Origin of the sequence: Gordonibacter sp. RACS_AR49, assembly GCF_030418435.1 — a bacterium.
Taxonomy (GTDB): Bacteria; Actinomycetota; Coriobacteriia; order Coriobacteriales; family Eggerthellaceae; genus Gordonibacter; species Gordonibacter urolithinfaciens.
On sequence record NZ_JAIUDM010000001.1, the window covers coordinates 23,068 to 38,278 of the forward strand.

At 66.5% G+C, this 15,211-nt stretch carries 12 protein-coding genes; 1 reads left to right on the forward strand and 11 read right to left on the reverse strand.

Features of this window, described 5'->3' with window-relative positions:
* Positions 1–148 precede the first annotated feature (148 nt).
* The 5 genes from LB310_RS00095 to LB310_RS00115 all read right to left on the reverse strand — a co-directional run bounded on the left by LB310_RS00095 (position 149) and on the right by LB310_RS00115 (position 7,169).
* Entirely contained in the window at positions 149–868 is a 720-nt protein-coding gene (locus LB310_RS00095; RefSeq protein ID WP_301153920.1) for a methyltransferase domain-containing protein, read from the reverse strand.
* A 27-nt stretch (positions 869–895) separates the two neighbouring features.
* Positions 896–1,735, reverse strand: a complete 840-nt coding sequence (locus tag LB310_RS00100) for a hypothetical protein (RefSeq protein ID WP_087191913.1) — start codon at positions 1,733–1,735, stop codon at positions 896–898.
* 42 nt (positions 1,736–1,777) lie between these two features.
* The gene (locus LB310_RS00105) at positions 1,778–3,277 is read right to left on the reverse strand and encodes an ATP-binding protein (protein WP_087191912.1); all 1,500 of its coding nucleotides are present in this window, start codon (positions 3,275–3,277) and stop codon (positions 1,778–1,780) included.
* Positions 3,278–3,338: 61 nt separating this feature from the next.
* Positions 3,339–4,958, reverse strand: coding sequence for a VWA-like domain-containing protein (locus LB310_RS00110; RefSeq protein ID WP_301153924.1), 1,620 nt, complete (start codon positions 4,956–4,958; stop codon positions 3,339–3,341).
* A 39-nt stretch (positions 4,959–4,997) separates the two neighbouring features.
* Positions 4,998–7,169, reverse strand: a complete 2,172-nt coding sequence (locus LB310_RS00115) for a leucine-rich repeat domain-containing protein (protein WP_301153926.1) — start codon at positions 7,167–7,169, stop codon at positions 4,998–5,000.
* A gap of 181 nt (positions 7,170–7,350) precedes the next feature.
* Between LB310_RS00115 and LB310_RS00120 the strand changes: the two genes are divergently transcribed.
* Positions 7,351–9,540, forward strand: coding sequence for a sigma-54-dependent Fis family transcriptional regulator (locus LB310_RS00120; protein ID WP_161959460.1), 2,190 nt, complete (start codon positions 7,351–7,353; stop codon positions 9,538–9,540).
* A gap of 197 nt (positions 9,541–9,737) precedes the next feature.
* Here LB310_RS00120 and LB310_RS00125 read toward each other — a convergent pair whose 3' ends face one another.
* From LB310_RS00125 to LB310_RS00150, 6 genes are all read right to left on the reverse strand, one after another.
* Positions 9,738–10,070, reverse strand: a complete 333-nt coding sequence (locus tag LB310_RS00125) for a hypothetical protein (protein ID WP_087191908.1) — start codon at positions 10,068–10,070, stop codon at positions 9,738–9,740.
* A 54-nt stretch (positions 10,071–10,124) separates the two neighbouring features.
* A complete protein-coding gene (locus tag LB310_RS00130) occupies positions 10,125–10,388 on the reverse strand; it encodes a hypothetical protein (protein WP_087191907.1) in 264 nt (87 codons plus the stop codon).
* A 78-nt stretch (positions 10,389–10,466) separates the two neighbouring features.
* Entirely contained in the window at positions 10,467–10,811 is a 345-nt protein-coding gene (locus LB310_RS00135) for an oxidoreductase (RefSeq protein WP_087191906.1), read from the reverse strand.
* A gap of 1 nt (position 10,812) precedes the next feature.
* The gene (locus LB310_RS00140; protein WP_096227988.1) at positions 10,813–13,152 is read right to left on the reverse strand and encodes a molybdopterin-dependent oxidoreductase; all 2,340 of its coding nucleotides are present in this window, start codon (positions 13,150–13,152) and stop codon (positions 10,813–10,815) included.
* 44 nt (positions 13,153–13,196) lie between these two features.
* Positions 13,197–13,373, reverse strand: coding sequence for a hypothetical protein (locus LB310_RS00145; protein ID WP_154270581.1), 177 nt, complete (start codon positions 13,371–13,373; stop codon positions 13,197–13,199).
* Positions 13,374–13,953: 580 nt separating this feature from the next.
* Entirely contained in the window at positions 13,954–15,177 is a 1,224-nt protein-coding gene (locus tag LB310_RS00150; RefSeq protein ID WP_087191904.1) for a CynX/NimT family MFS transporter, read from the reverse strand.
* Positions 15,178–15,211 lie beyond the last annotated feature (34 nt).

Sequence of the window (15,211 nt, forward strand, 5' to 3'; positions counted from 1 at the left end):
GCGCCTGCCGCCGCCTGGGAGGCTGTCCCAACCGGCGGCAAGGGCAGAGCCCTTGTCCTGTTCTCAACCCATAGCCAGGCGGGTCTTCGATACAGCCCCGCCCTTCCCTGTGCGCGGGCGCCCCGAGCGCCCGCGCCCCCGCCTGCGCCTAGCGGCGCGGCTTGTAGATGCGCGCCGTGGTCTTCACGAAGCGCACGTCCTCGTCCGTCTCGGCCGTCGGCACCTCGAAGCCGCCCACGTAGCCCGTCTCGGGGGAAACGTCCGACTCCTCGTAGTACTCGGGCCGCTCGAACCCGATGCGCGCCATCATGGCCTCGAGCTCGTCGCGGGCGGGCGCGGCCTGCACGGCGTTGCCGAGCTCGCGTGCGCGGGCCACCGTGCCCGCGTCGCGTTCCCCGGCCGCCACCACGCCGTCGTACACCAGCACCCCGCCGGGGCGCAGCACGCGGAACGCCTCGCGGAACACCGCCTCGGGGCAGAAGTCCACGTTGACGCTGCTGTTGGCGAACACCAGGTCGAACGTGCCGTCAGCGAGCCCCGCCGCGGCGAGGTCCTCCGGGTAGGCAACGAGGTACTCCATGTTGTTCTCGGGCAGCCCGTTGCGGCGCCACGCATCGTCCTGGTAGGAGCGGGCGATCTCGATCCACTCGGGCGTGGGATCCACCCCCACCACGCGCCCGCGGGCGCCCACGTAGTCCGACAGCTTGATGACGCCCTTGCCCCGGCGGCAGTCGATGTCCAACACGCGCTTCCCTTTGAGATCGCCCAGAAGCGTCATCTTGCACTGGCTCGCGAACCCGTACTCGTTGGGAAGCTGCTCGTAGTACGCCCTCAGCGCCTCCGCGTCGATGGGCCTGCCCGCATCCATGCCCTCGCCTCCGTCCATCCCGAGCCGCTACTTGTACGACACGCGCGAGTTGTTCACCAGCCACGAGAGCGCGGCCTCGCGGCGCGCGAACACGCGGGCCTCGTCGCCCAGCCCCTGGTCCTCCAGCTGCTGGCGGATCTTCTCGCGCTGCTCGGCGTCGTTGCCCGGCATCTGCGCCGTGATGTCGGCGTCTGAGAGCTCGATGTCCAAATGGTCGGCCAAAGCGTCGATGGCGCAGGTGATGCGCAGCGCATCCAGGGGCTGGCCCGGCAGCAGGTCGGCCGGGTCGGGGTCCTCCACCAGGCGCTTCGCCAGCTCGTCCAGCACGAGGTCGGGGAACTGCGCGTCGTTCTTGGCCATGTCGGGCAGGCCGAACTGCTTGGCCACGCCCTCGCGGAACTCGGCCACCGTCGTGGCGGGCTCGAAGTGCTCGGCCACGAACGCGTCGGTAAGCTCCGGCGTGCGGCAGCTCAGGATCTTCTCCACCGTCACCTGCATGGTAAGGCGGGAGGCGTCGCCGTCCTTCGCCAGCGGCAGCTTGATCTTCGCCTCGGCGTCCTTCGTCTCGCCGGGCGCCATGCCCACGAGCTCCTCGTCGAACGTGCGGGGCATCTCGCCGCCGCCCACGTGGTACAGCGAGTGCTCCAGCACGAAGTTGGAGGCGGGGTTGCCGTCCAAGCGCGCGTCCACCGTGGTCACCACCACGTGGTCGCCCATGGCCACGCCGCGCTCCTCGGCTATCTCGTGGTACTCGGCCAGGGGCTCGAGCAGCTTCTCGATCTGGGCGTCCACGAGACTCGCGGGCACCTGGGGCTTCGGCAGATCGAGCTCGACCGGATCATACGAGGTGAGCGTGTACTTCTTCATGTTCTCTTCTCCTTTAGGTTGCTTGCTTTCCTTGGCTTGCATCTACACGTCGAGGTCTTCCACGCGCCGGCGCAGCTCGCGCTGGCGGTCCGACAGGATCATGTCCTGGTTGTGCGCGAAGTAGGACTCGCTGCCGTACTGGGCGATGTAGCGCGCCGAGCTGGTGCGCGACGTGAGCTCGGTCGTGAACACCACCATCTCCTGCGCATCCCCGAACGCCGCCTCCACGAAGGCGAACGCGCGGGCGAGCCGCTGCTCCACGTCGGCTGCGCGCGCCTGCAGCGCCGCCGCCCGGGCGGCGAATGCCTGCGACGCGAGCGCGAAGGCGTCCTGGGGCGCGGCGCCGTCGACCGCCTGGCGCAACGCCGCGATCCCGTCCAGCTCGGCCTCCGCCGTCGCGCGGCGGCCCTTCGACAGGTTGCCCGCCGCCACGCCCAGCTCCAGCTGCGAGGTCCGGGTCCGCTCCAGCTCGTCCAGAAGGCCGCGCACGTCGCCCCCCTCCTCCGCGGCGGGCTTCAGGCCCCGCAGGTCGTCGCGCAGCGCCACGAGCACGTCGGTCTCGGCCACGATGTCGGCCATGTCGCCGCACACGGCATCCAGCAGGAGCCCCACGAGCGACAGGCGCTCGTCGAACTCCGCCCCGGCCGCCCGCTCGATTATACCGGCAACGTCGCCCCCGGCAAGGATCTCGTCGATGCGGTAGTCGTCGCGGTACTTGTTGAACAGGTCGTAGTACGCCGCGAACTCGCGCGCTATCGCCTCGTTCTGCACGTACTGCACGACCAGGTCGTAGTCCACCGCCTTGCCCAGCCGCTCGAACACGCCCATCATGTCCGACAGGTCGTCCCAGCCGCGCGCGGTGACGAACGACTTGCCGTCGAGCGACGCCTCGATGGAGTAGAAGCGGTTCTTCTTGATCTCCAGGAACGTGAGGATGGCCGGGTGCGTGCCCTTGGACACGGCGTAGGCCTTCCACGCTCCGAAGTCGGGCTCCACGCTGATCTTCTTCACACGGTCGAGCGTGACCACGTCGAACTCGTGCACCGACTTGTTGTACTCCGGCGGGTTGCCGGCGCAGGCGATGATCCACCCCTCGGGCACCGCATGGCGTCCGAACGTCTTGAACTGCAGAAACTGCAGCATGGAGGGGTAGAGCGTCTCGGACACGCAGTTGATCTCGTCGAGGAACAGGATGCCGCGCCTCACCCCGCTCTTCTTCATGTAGGCGTACACCGAGGCGATGATCTCGCTCATGGTGTACTCGGAAGCCTCGTACTCCAGGCCCTCGAATTCCTCATGCACGATGAACGGCAGCCCGAGCGCGCTCTGGCGCGTGTGGTGCGTCATGGAGTAGGACACCAGGCCGATGCCCAGCTCCTGCGCGATCTGCGCCATGATGGCCGTCTTGCCGATGCCGGGCGCACCCACCAAGAACACGGGGCGCTGGCGCGCGGTGTCCAGAAGGGGCCGCCCCTGGTCGTCCACCGCGAGGTACGCCTCGATCGTATCTTTCACCTGCTGCTTTGCTTCCGCAATGTTCATGTTGCACTCCTTGGGTCCGCCTGTTGCCGCCTGTCGCCGCGCGTCGCGCGCGCCTCGTCCGTCACGTCAATCCCCTCTCGTCCAGAATGACCTTGAGCGCCCAGGGGGGCACCGCCGGGTCGGAATAGCCATCGTCCAGGAACACGAACACGGCGTCGTAGGCCGGCTGCCGGCGCGGGAACGTGCCCTGCCCGTCCGTGAAGTACACGAGCCCGCGCAAGTCGGCGAACTCCCCCTTTTCCACCAGCAGGTTCACGTAGTCGAACACCGGGCGGAAGTCCGTGCCGCCGAAGCCCTTGAGCTCCAGGTCCTCCAGGTACAGGTCGAGCTCGTCGAGCGAGGTGATCTTCGTGTCCTCCTGCACGCGCGCATCGCACTGGATGACGTGGATGTTCACGCGATCGGTGAAGCTCTCGGCCTGTTTCAGTATGTTGTACGTCTTGCGCATGAACGCCTGCACCAGATCGCCCGACACCGACTCGGACGTGTCGATGGCGATGGCGAAGTCGTGCACCGCCCGCGCCTCCCGGTACTCCAGCGGCTCGATGAGCGGCATGTTGCCGTACCGGTCCAGCCCGTAGGTATAGTATATGTAGTCGAACTCGTCGGGGTTCACGCGCATGCGCTCGTGCAGCGTGGCGAAGCGCTTGAGGAACTCCGCGTAGTCGTGCTTCTCGCGGTTCACGGCCGCGAGCGCCGTGGCGAAGCTGCCCGCGCCCTCGCCCTGGCGCAGCATATGCGCCTCCAGCTCTATCTGGATGTGCCGGCTCACGTCTTCCCACGCCTCGGCAAGCTCCTCGTCGCGGGCGCGCTCCTCGTCGGCCGCAGCCGACGCGTCGTCGGGGCCGCCCTCGTCGGCCGGCTCGTCGCGCTCGCCGTCCTCGGCCGGCTCCCGATCCCGGTCGTCGTCGCCCCCGCCCGGCGAGGGCATCTCGGAGGCGCCGCGCGTGTCGTCGAGCGACTCGCTCCCCTCCGACGTGGGCAGCTCGCCGCCCTCGCGGTCCTCCGACTGCTGCCGCGCCGCGCTCATCGAGCCGCGGGCCGAGCCCTCGACCCCGTCGTTGTACCACAGCCCGTGCGTGTCGCGGAAGAACATCGGCGCCAGCGAGCGCAGGTCGATCTGGCTTCCCTCCTCCGAGAAGAAGTGGTAGAGCCGCTCGGCCGTCACCACGCCGCCCACCTGCGCGCGGATGACCTTGAGCGATTCGCGGGCACGCCGGTCGAAGTTGCTGGGGAAAGCCTCGCCCACCAGCTCCAGCAGCAGCGCCTCGATGGCGATGTCGCAGGCCACGTCCCACGGCTGGCGCAGCACCGAGTACAGCATGAACGGATGGCGGAATATGCAGTGGAACAGGCAGTGGATGACGTCGCGCACCACCTCGTTCGGCGAGAGCCTGAAGCGGGCCACCACGTATTCGGGGTCGTAGTACAGCTTGACGCCGTCGCTCGCTATGCCGTACACGTCGAAGCTCGGCACGAGCGGCATGCGCCACAGCGCCCGGTCGAGGAAGCGGAACCGCACGGCCAACGACGTGCGGGCGTCCTCCAATATGTCGCCCGCCACGGGCAGGCACCGCTCGTAGCGCTCGCGCTTCTCGGCCTGGCGCGCCTCGGTGGTCAGGCCCACCTTGGGCGCCGCGGCAGCCTGGCCCCCCAGGCGCTCCCGTTCTTTGAGGACCACGTCCCCCTCTGCTATGGGCGTCAAGTCTTTCATAGGCGTTTACAAGCTGAAGTCCACGCCCGCGGCCGGCATCAGACGATGCTGCAGCTCGAGCAGGCAGGCGGTGGCTTGCGTCCTCCCCTCGCGCGTCGCAGTGCCCAGTTCCGCTTCTATGGCCCCGTCGTCCAAAAGCCCCCGCCCCGCCAGCCACGTGATCGCGTCCAGGTCGCCCTGGTCGGCGAAGTAGCGGCACGCCTGCCGCGCCTTGCGCTGGAAGATGTTCTCGTACAGCCCGCGCGTATGGTCCGAAAGGCACATAGGATGCTGCAGGCGGTACAGGGCCGCCGGCGCGAACTCCCGCATGGTCGCCGCGTGCGTCACCCACGAGTCGTAGTACTCGAAGTCGAAGGCGGTTCCCCCCGGCCCGGCGCCGAACAAATACGACGGCGAACGGTAGCGCGAGGAGAGCTCGGGCACCCGGAACTCGCCCGCCTCGTAACCGTCGACGGGCTCGGGGAACTCCACGTGGACGAGCGGGATGGAGCGAGCCGTGGAGAACGCCCCGTTGCAGATGCTGTGCAGGTGCCCGTGCAGGTGCAGCTCGGCCACGCCGGAAGCGCCGCAGAAGGCCAGGCTCGCAACGTGCGTCACCTGGCGGGGTATGCGCACCACGTCGTCGGGCCCCACGTACAGAAGGCACGTGTCGCCGCCCATCTTGCTGCCGTCGCGCTGGCACAGAAGCCCGTTCTCCAGGTAGTACACGGGGTTGGCCGCATCGAGCGAGATCGACTGGAGGGGCCGGCGCGGCATGAGCTGGTTGTCGCCCTGCACAAGCAGGGCGTCCTCGCCGATGGACCGCACGTTCTCCGAGAGGCGCAGCGTGGAGAGCGACGTGTCCAAAAACGCGCGCTCGCCGATGCGCTCGAGGCTCTCGGGCAAATCGACGCGCACGAGCTGCCGGTTCCCCCGGAACGCCTCGCGCCCCACCGAGAACACGCCCTCGGGCAGCTCCACGGCGCGCACGTGCGCATGGCGTTTGAACGCCTCGTCGGCCACCGCATGGGTGCCGGGACGCACCCGATAGGACTCCACCTGCCCTATCAGCTCCAGGAACACGTCATGGCGGTACAGGCCGCCCTCGGCGTCCAGGTCGAGGCAGCGGTTGGCCGGCGACACGCCCAGGGCCCCCTCGCCGATGCGCGCCTGCGCGGGCGTGTGGTCGAACGCGCGGAAGCCCAGCTGCTCGAGCCCCGCCGGCAGCTCCGCGCGCGCAAGGGCGGTGAACGCGAACGCCTCGGCGCCGATCTTCCGGCACCCGGCCGGCAGGTGCGCCTGCACGAGCCGCGCGCAATGGTAAAAGGCCTTCTCGCCCACCGCCTCCACCGAGGCGGGCAGGCGCACCGCGGAAAGCCCCGTCTTCGCGAACGCCATGCGGCCCAAACGACGAACGCCCTCCGGCAGCGCCACCTCCTGGAGGTCGTCCAGCGAGTCGAACGCCCGCTCGTCCACGTCCGTGCACCCGGCGGGCACCTCGTAGGAGCGGCAGGGAACCACCAGGCGGTACAGGTGCCGCCCGTCCCTCGACAGCAGCGCCCGGCCGTCGGTGGAGAAGGCCTCGTTGGCGGGATCGACGGTCACGTGCTCCAGGTGCGGCAGCCCGAGGGGCTTCGCGTCGAGCGCCTCGACGAGCGGCCCGAACGCCACGTGGGCCACCGGCGCGTCCGAGAACGAGTTTCCCTCCAGCCGCACCAGGGGCATGGGGAGCTCCACCTCCGCGAGCGCCCCGCACTGCAGGAACATGGTGGGGTCGACCTGGTCCAGCGCCGCCGACAGCCGCACGCTGCGCAGGTTGACGCAGCCGTCGAACACGTGGTTGCCCGCGAACTCCACCGTGTCGGGCATCGAGACGCGCCGCAGCTCGGCGTGGCCGCGGAACAGGTTCGTGGCCAGCGAGGCCACGCGGGCGCCGTCCACCTCGGCCGGGATGTCCACCTGCTCCGCCGAGCCCTCGTAGGACACGAGGCGCGCCGTGCCGTCCTCGCGCAGGCGGTAGCGGTACTCGCCGCAGCGCAGCTCCTCGCCACCGCACGTGCGCTTGGCGTAGGGCAGGAAGTATCCTTTCGAGACCAGCTCCTCGGCCGGGGAGCGGCGGACGGCGGCACCCTCGAAATCCCGCCCCTCGGCAGGCGAGCGCCGAATGCCGTGGTCGAACGCCCACGGATCGTCCCCCATGTCGGCCCCCTTCGCATCGAGCCCCCACGGCTTCCGGCCGTTGAAGCCCTCGGGCGCGGCATGCGAGGAGATGCCCCGGTTTCCAGAGCTTTTCTCAAAATGATCTTCTTGCGTAACTTGCTTCACCTTTTAATCCTATAATGTCGTTATGCACTTAACCCGTAAGCGCAAGGGGGGCGCCATGGACGACGTTGCAGGCACCAAGGAACTTGACTACGCCAGCGATCTTCAGCTCATCAAGTCCATGCACGAAGACGATTCGTTTTGGGATCGCATCTTCGATGCGAAGCTCGACTTCCTCAACAACGGGGGCGACCCCCGCCAGGCAGGTTGCGTGCGGCCCGAGATCGCGGAGTCGTGGATCAACTCGCGCAATTTCGGCTTGAGTCCCGACCAGCCCGACCTCGGCGAGTACATCACCGAGCAGGCATACGAGGAAACGCTCGCGGAGAACGCCGAGATCGTGGCTGCCGCGAAGTCGCTCATCAGGAACATCGAGTCGCTGAACCTGCAGAACGACTACATGTTCGAGCTGCTCGACGTGAACGGCACGCCCCTCGTGCAGATCGGCAACCTGTGGCTGCACCGCTTCGCGGGCCCGAACTACCAGTGCAACGAGAGCAACATGGGCACGAACGCGCACACGCTGTGCATGCGCCACAAGAAGCCGTTCGTGCTCATCGGCCCCGAGCACTACTGCTTCGCGCTGCACGGCCTCATCGCCTGCGCGGCGCCCATCATCGACCAGTTCGGTGCCAGCGTGGGCGCCCTTGCGCTCACGCAGCCCACGTCCGACGAGCTGCTGTCCACGGCGAACAAGAAGATCCTCATCCATGCCATGAGCCTCGTGTCATCGCTCGCCATCACCCTGAGCGACCAGCTGCGCATCAGCGGCTACGACGCCCAGCTTGCCGAGACCGAGTCGCGCTACAGCAAGGCGTCGCTGGAGGCCCAGCGCTACGAGACCATCTCGCAGAACCTCATGAACACCGTGAAGGACGGTATCCTCATCTGCGATGCCGAGGACACCATCTCGCTGGCCACCCCGGAAGCCGCCCGCATCTTCAAGACGTCCCCCGAGGAGCTGCTCGGCACGAACGTGAACGCCCTCATCAACGACAGCCGTACGTTCGAGGAGGTCATCGAGCAGGGCGGCCACTCGACCTTCGACGTGGACGGCATGCCCCTCGAGGCCAAGATCTCGCGCATCTACGGCGGCGACCACGACTTCGAGGGCTACATCATCGCGCTCAAGGAGGCCAAGCGCGCCACGCTCGGCGCCTCGCGAGGCAAGCTGGGAGATGCAGCCGACATCACGTTCAAGGACATCCTGGGCAGGAGCTACCAGATAGCAAAGGCGAAGAAGCTCGCCTCCCGCTTCGCCCGATCGCGCGAGAACATCCTTCTGGCGGGCGAGAGCGGCACCGGCAAGGAGCTGTTCGCCCAGGCCATCCACAACCAGGCGTGCCCCGAGGGACCCTTCATGTCCATCAACTGCGCCGCCATCCCGCCCCGCCTCATCGAAAGCGAGCTCTTCGGCTACGAGAGCGGCAGCTTCACGGGCGCCGAGCGCGGCGGCAAGCCCGGCAAGATCGAGCTGGCCGACGGCGGGACGCTCTTCCTCGACGAGATCGGCGACATGCCGTTGGAACTGCAGGCCACGCTTCTGCGCGTGCTGGAGAACAAGCGCATCATCCGCGTTGGCGGCAAGTCGTACAAGCAGATCGACTTCCGCCTGGTGGCCGCCACGAACCAGAACCTGCCGAAGCTGGTGAGCCAGCACCAGTTCCGCGAGGACCTGCTCTACCGCATCTCCGTGCTCACCGTCGACCTGCCCCCGCTGCGCGACCGCGTGGGGGACGCGCTCTACTTCGCACGCTACTTCCTCAACGAGTGCCACACGAAGACGGGCAACGGCAAGGTGTCGCTTTCCAACGAGGCGTCGCAGTTCGTGAGCACCTACGCCTGGCCGGGAAACGTGCGCCAGCTGAAGCATGCCATCTACTCCGCCTACTACACCTGCGAGAACGGCGTTATCTACATCGACGACTTCCCCAGCTACATCGCCCAGGCCAGCGACCTGCGCAGCAGCGAGGAAGCCGGGGCGGCCGCACCGGCGGACGACGCCGCAGCCCCTTCGCAAAACGAATCGTCTTCAGCTATCAAGGTGCCGGACGAGCAGGCCGCCGCCCCCGGGGCCGAGGCCCCTGCCGCGACGAGCGGGACGCTGCCCACCCTCTCCCTCAAAGAGCTCGAGGGCATCGCCATCAACGAGGCCATCATGCAGGCCGACGGCAACATCGCCGCCGCGGCCGCCATCCTCGATATCAGCAAGGCCACGCTGTACCGCAAGCTCAAGGAGAGCCAGTAGCCCTCCTGCGCCGAACCGCGGCCCTGCCCCGAGCCGGAGCGCAGGCCCGGAAAAACCAATCGGGCTGGAGATGAGCGTTAAGCACCTTCTCCAGCCCGATCAATAACAGGCACGGTTTGCAGCCGCCATGCCCTCGCCCCCCTCGCTCTCAGGCTGCGCTCAGGGCAACCGCGCGGGCTGTCGCCCCGCAGCACGCCCTAGAAAACATGCCCGCACTTCTTGCAGGCAGTCCGTGTCCCCAACACGTAGCTGCCGCACTCCGGGCATATCTTCGTACGCCCCGTCTCCACGCACTCGTTGCACAGCGGCCGCTCGAACGGCGAGCAGAAGAAGCAGGCCTTCTTCACCTCGGCGTTCAGGTGCGTGACCGCCTTCTCCTCGTCATGGGCGACCGGCGCACCGCACTTCTTGCACGTGTCCCGCTCGTAGGGGTTGTACCACCCGCACTCGGGGCACTCGACGGGAAACTTGTAATCCGCCTTCTTATGGCAACGACGACACCAGGGGCTGCATGTTCTACAGTTAGGCATGGGCGCTTCGCCTCATCCTAAAACACGCGCTGTATGCCGCCGGACATGGCATGGTTAGTTCGCCGGCGGCTTCGGGGCACCCGGCGCTTTTGGGGCTGCAGGAGCGCCCGGGGCCTTGGGGGCACCGTCGAGGCCCTGCGGCTTGAGGGAGATCTCCTTGGGAGCGCCCGGAGAAGGGGCCGCGGCCTCGTCAGCGGCCTTGCGGGACTCGTTCAGGTCCGCGCCGCACTTCTGGCAGGTCTCGTTCGTGGGCTTGTTGAACGCGCCGCACTCGAGGCACTTCACAATGGTAACGGTATTGGCCGGTCTGTAACACATAGTTTTCTCCTTACGTGACGCCCTCTCGGGGCTGGTGCCCCGGCGTTTAGCCGGGGCACCAGCAGAGAAGACGAGGCTTTACTGCTCAGGTACGTAGATCCAGGTACGGGGCATTTCCTTGGCCTTCTCGGCCAGCTCGTCCACCGTGCCGTACTTCATGCAAGCCGACTGGCAGTGATGCACGCAGGTCGGGAGCTTGCCCATGGCCGTACGGTCGGCGCACAGGTCGCAGAGCGACGTCATGACGGGCAGGTAGTTGTACTCGTACTTGCCGTTGGGCATCAGGCGCGGGCCGTCCTCGAACAGCTGGATGCCGTTCGCCTCGCCAGCCTGCCAACCGTGCTCCACCTTGCAGGCCATCTCGCAGGAGTGGCAGCCGGTGCACCACGTGTAGTCGATCAGAAGTCCATACTTCTCAGCCATCTTAGAAACCTCCCTTGCGGGTCACGATCTCGCTGGGCGAGCAGTCGTTCTCCTTCGTGACCGGGTAGATCTTGCAGATTTGGTTCGCGTACGGGGCGCCGTAGAGCGTCGGGCCCGTCACACCCTGAACCGTCAGGTTGTTGATGTTCGAGTCGAACACGCCGAACAGGTTGGGCTCGGCGCCGTCGGTCTCGGGGAACCACCAGCCGTGCTCGGAGCGCACGGTGTCGGGCTTGAGGGACGCGTTGATGCGCACGCGCTGCTTGCACTTGCCGCGCATGTTCTCGACCCAGATCCAGTCGCCCTCGCACACGCCGATCTTCGCGGCGGTGTCGGGATGCAGATCGGTCAGCGGATCGGGATGCGACTCGCGCAGACGCGGAACCTGGCGCTCCTCCGAGTGGAAGTACTCCCACGTGCGGGCACCGGTCGTGAGGACGTACGGATACTCCTCGAACAGCTCCGGCGTGGAGATCGGGGACTCAGGCGGCTCCTCGTAGTACGGCAGCGGATCGAAGCCCCACGCGTCGAACAGGGTGTTGTACAGCTCGCACTTGCCCGTGTTCGTGTTGAAGCCGGGCTGGCCGTCGTCGCGCAGCCAACCGAGCTCGTGCTTGCGGTACGCCCAGTCGTCCGGCCAGTCGATGACCTTCTCGGTGAGGTCGAGGAACGTCTGGTCGGTCTTGTGCGGCCAACCGGCATGGAAGCGGTTGCCGGACTGGATCCACCACGTCATGAGCTCGACGTCCGTCTCCCACGGGAACAGCCGGGGATTGAGGCGCTTGCCCAGCTCGAGGATGATCTGCTCGTCGGACTTGGCCTCGTAGTAGTCGGCGACCTTGACGATGGAGCGCAGCGGCCACCACCACACGCGGGCGGAGTTACGCTCGCAGCTCATGCCGCAGGGCAGCACGATGTCGGCGCAGGCAACCGCCGTCGGGGTCATGAACACGTCCACCACGACGTTGTAGTCCACCGAGCGCATGGCGTTGTACACGCGCGGGGCGTCGGCGGCCATGTTGGCGATCGGGTTCGTGGACTGGATGAACAGCATGCGGATCGGGTACGGCTCGCCGGTCTCGATGGCCAGGAGGACCGTGTCGCCGTTGGCCGTCGGGTCGAAGCCGAGGGCGTGCAGCGGGGAGGTGTCCACGCCGAGCATCTTGCCGAGCATCTCGTCGGAGAGGTTCCACATGCCGCAGCCATAGGAGTCGGGAATGTCGTAGGCGCAGCGCGGGATCATCATGCCGCCGGGCACGTCGATGTCACCGCAGATGGCACCCAGGGAGAGCAGAGCCTGGGCCAGCGGGATGCCGCAGACGGTCTGGTCGACCTTGAGGCCCCACTGGATCGTGGAGGGGTTGCCGGAAGCGTACGCACGGGCGGCGGCGCGGATGTCGTCGGCGTCGATGCCGGCGATCTCGGCGGCCTTCTCGGGCGGGTAGTCCTTGCAGCGCTCGGCCAGCTCGTCGAAGCCGTAGCACCAGTTCTCAACGAAGTCGTGATCGTAGAGATCCTCTTCGATGATGACGCCCAGCATGGAGATGACGACCGCGGCGTCGGTGCCGGGACGCACCTGCAGCCAGTGCTCGGCCTTGGAGGCCAGCCACGTGCAGGAGGGGTCGAGCACGATGAGCTTCGTGCCGCCTTCCTTCATGACGTCGACGATCCAGTGGCCGAAGAAGCCGTCGCCGTTGGAGATCAGAGCGTTGTTGCCGCAGATGAGCATGTAGTCCGGGAACACGTACTCCGGATCGGCGAAGCGCTTCTCGAGGTGCTGCGAGCAGTCGGCCACGAAGAAGTCGCCCATGAAGCAGTGGCCGATGGTCGTACGGGGCAGGTAGCAGGCGTCGCCGGACAGGAAGCCGAGCACGAAGTTCGGGCTGCCGAAGGCGGCGTAGCTCAGGTACGGGGTCTGCCAGCAGATGTTACGGCCGGTGCCCTGCATGGACACGATGGACTCGGGGCCGTACTCTTCCCAGATGGCGCGCACGTGCTCGGCGATGTCGTCGTACGCCTCGTCCCACGTGATGCGCTCCCACTTGTTCTCGCCGCGCTCGCCGACGCGCTTCAGGGGGTACTTCAGGCGGTCAGGATGATAGAACGTCTCGACGACGTCCAGGCAGCGCATGCAAAGACGGCCCTGGTTGTAGGGGCTCAGCGGGTCGCCTTCGATCTTCTCGACCTTGCCGTCCTTGGTGTAGTACAGAACAGAGCAGCCGTTGTGGCAGCCGGGGGCGGTCCACATGTTCGTACGCGTGACCGTGTACTCGCCTTCCTGCCACTGCCAATCTGTTTTGTAGACGTCTTTGTTGACGCCTTCGAGTTCGTTGGTAAGCATACTTGCTATCCCTCTCTCTCCGATTCTCCTCTTTCGGGCAGTACTTAGACTTCCCCGTCTTTCAACGTCGGACGACGAGGCTTCGTCCAATCGCGACCCGAAGCATCCTGCGCCTTCTGCTGCCAGGCTTCCTTGTTCTTGTTCGGGTCGGCCAGGTGCTCCTTGATGCGCTTCTCCTGGAACTCCTTGTCCAGATCCAGCCTCTTCTTCTCCTCTGCCATTTGCATGTCCTCCTCTCCGACAAACCTATGCCATGCTCTCGCATGGCCTTACAACGTAGATCGAAGGGCGGTCGGCCTAACCCTCTTGCCGCTCGCGCCTTACGTAATAAGTAGTTGCATGGTCCGTGCCAATCCGTTGAAACCCGGTGGGTAAATTGATATATACCCAGTTCATAAGCGTGAAAAAATTTTGAGCGAAATAATTCGCCGTCCATGGACGCGCCGGCGCGCCAACCGGTTTCTCAATTTGCTCCTCGAATGCGGGTGTCGGACGGCGAAGGACGCTCGCATATTGAGATTCGCCCGCCATTCGGGTTACTTTTGAGAATCACGGCGTCCGGCGACCGCGCATCCCAACCGGCGGCGGAAGTTCTCCGGACGGTGGCGTCGCAAACCCAGGCGGACGCAATGCCGGGAATCGGGTGGGGGAAGCACCATGGGCCGACGCCCCGTCCCCCTGGGAAAAACAAATGCGGACGCCTCGTCGGAAGCGTCCGCATCGTTTCACGCGGCGCCGGGATCGCCGGCGCCCTCCCTTTCCGGGAAGGGCCCGGACGCCCGAGGGCGTCCGGGCCAGCCTCTAGGCGGCTGTGGGCTCGGCCTCCGGCACCTCCTGGACCGGAACGTCGTCCGCGCTGTAGAGCTTCGTGAACAGCAGCGCCACGGCGCCCAGGACGCAGGCTCCGCAGATGGCGATGGCGCCGGCATGCCAGCCGGCGGCCTCCACCACGGCGCCGATGATCGGCGGCCCTAAAAGGATGCCCACGTTGAAGCCGATGGACACCACGCCCAGCGCCACGCCCGCAAGCTCGGGCTTCTTCACCGTCTGGGCGGCCATCGTCCACAGCACGCACGGGAAGCCCGCGTCCACGAAGCCGTAAACGATCACGAACCCGATGAGAAACGACGGGTTGTCCATGAACATGCCCACCAGCGAAGCCACGCCGTAGGCGACGAGCGCCGCCACGCCGAACAGCTTGCGGTTCTTGACATGGTTCAGCAGCGCGCCGATGACCACGGCGGCGATCACGCCGAAGATGGAGAAGTACCCCACCCACATGTTGGCCTGGCCCTCGTCCCAAGAGAACGTTTGGGCCCAGCACGTGGCGATCCAGTTGACAAAGCCGAAGCAGCCGATGCAGAACAGCATCGTCGCCAGCGAGAGCACCCAGGCCGAAGGCGACTTCATGCCCTCGACGATGGACACGTCCTCGCTCTCCACATCCGCGTAGCTGTCCTCGGGACGAGGGCTCTTCACGCAGAGGACGTAGAGCACGAACGCGACGACGCACGCAACAAGCCCGAACCACCATACGCCCTGCCAGCCGAAGCTGGTGGTGAGCACGGCGCCCAAGAAGAACATGACAGCCTGGGCGCCCATCTGGTACGCGGCCCAGATGCTCATGGGCAGGCCGCGCTTCGCCTCGGGGAACCACATGGCGATGAGCGACGGCCCGATGACCGACATCAGGCCCACGCCCACGCCCTCCACGATACGGCTCGCCATGAGCACGGGAACGCTGTCGGTGAACACACCGATGAGCGAGCCCAATATGGCGCATGCCAGGGCCACGATGCCGCCCTTCTTCGGCCCGAGCTTGTTCAGCACGATGGAGGCCGGGATGGCCATGACGATACCCACCAGCGAGAACAGGGAGCTCAGCCAACCGGCTGTCGCCATATCGATATTGAACGCACCCATGAGGGTGGTCATGCAGGGTGCCACTTTGTTCTGCACGAGCGCCAGCGAGATGCCGGCGAAGATGGTCGCGAACGCGACGATCCAGGCTCGTTTCGTCTTCATTAAACTACTCTCCTTCAGTTACACGGCTGCTCGG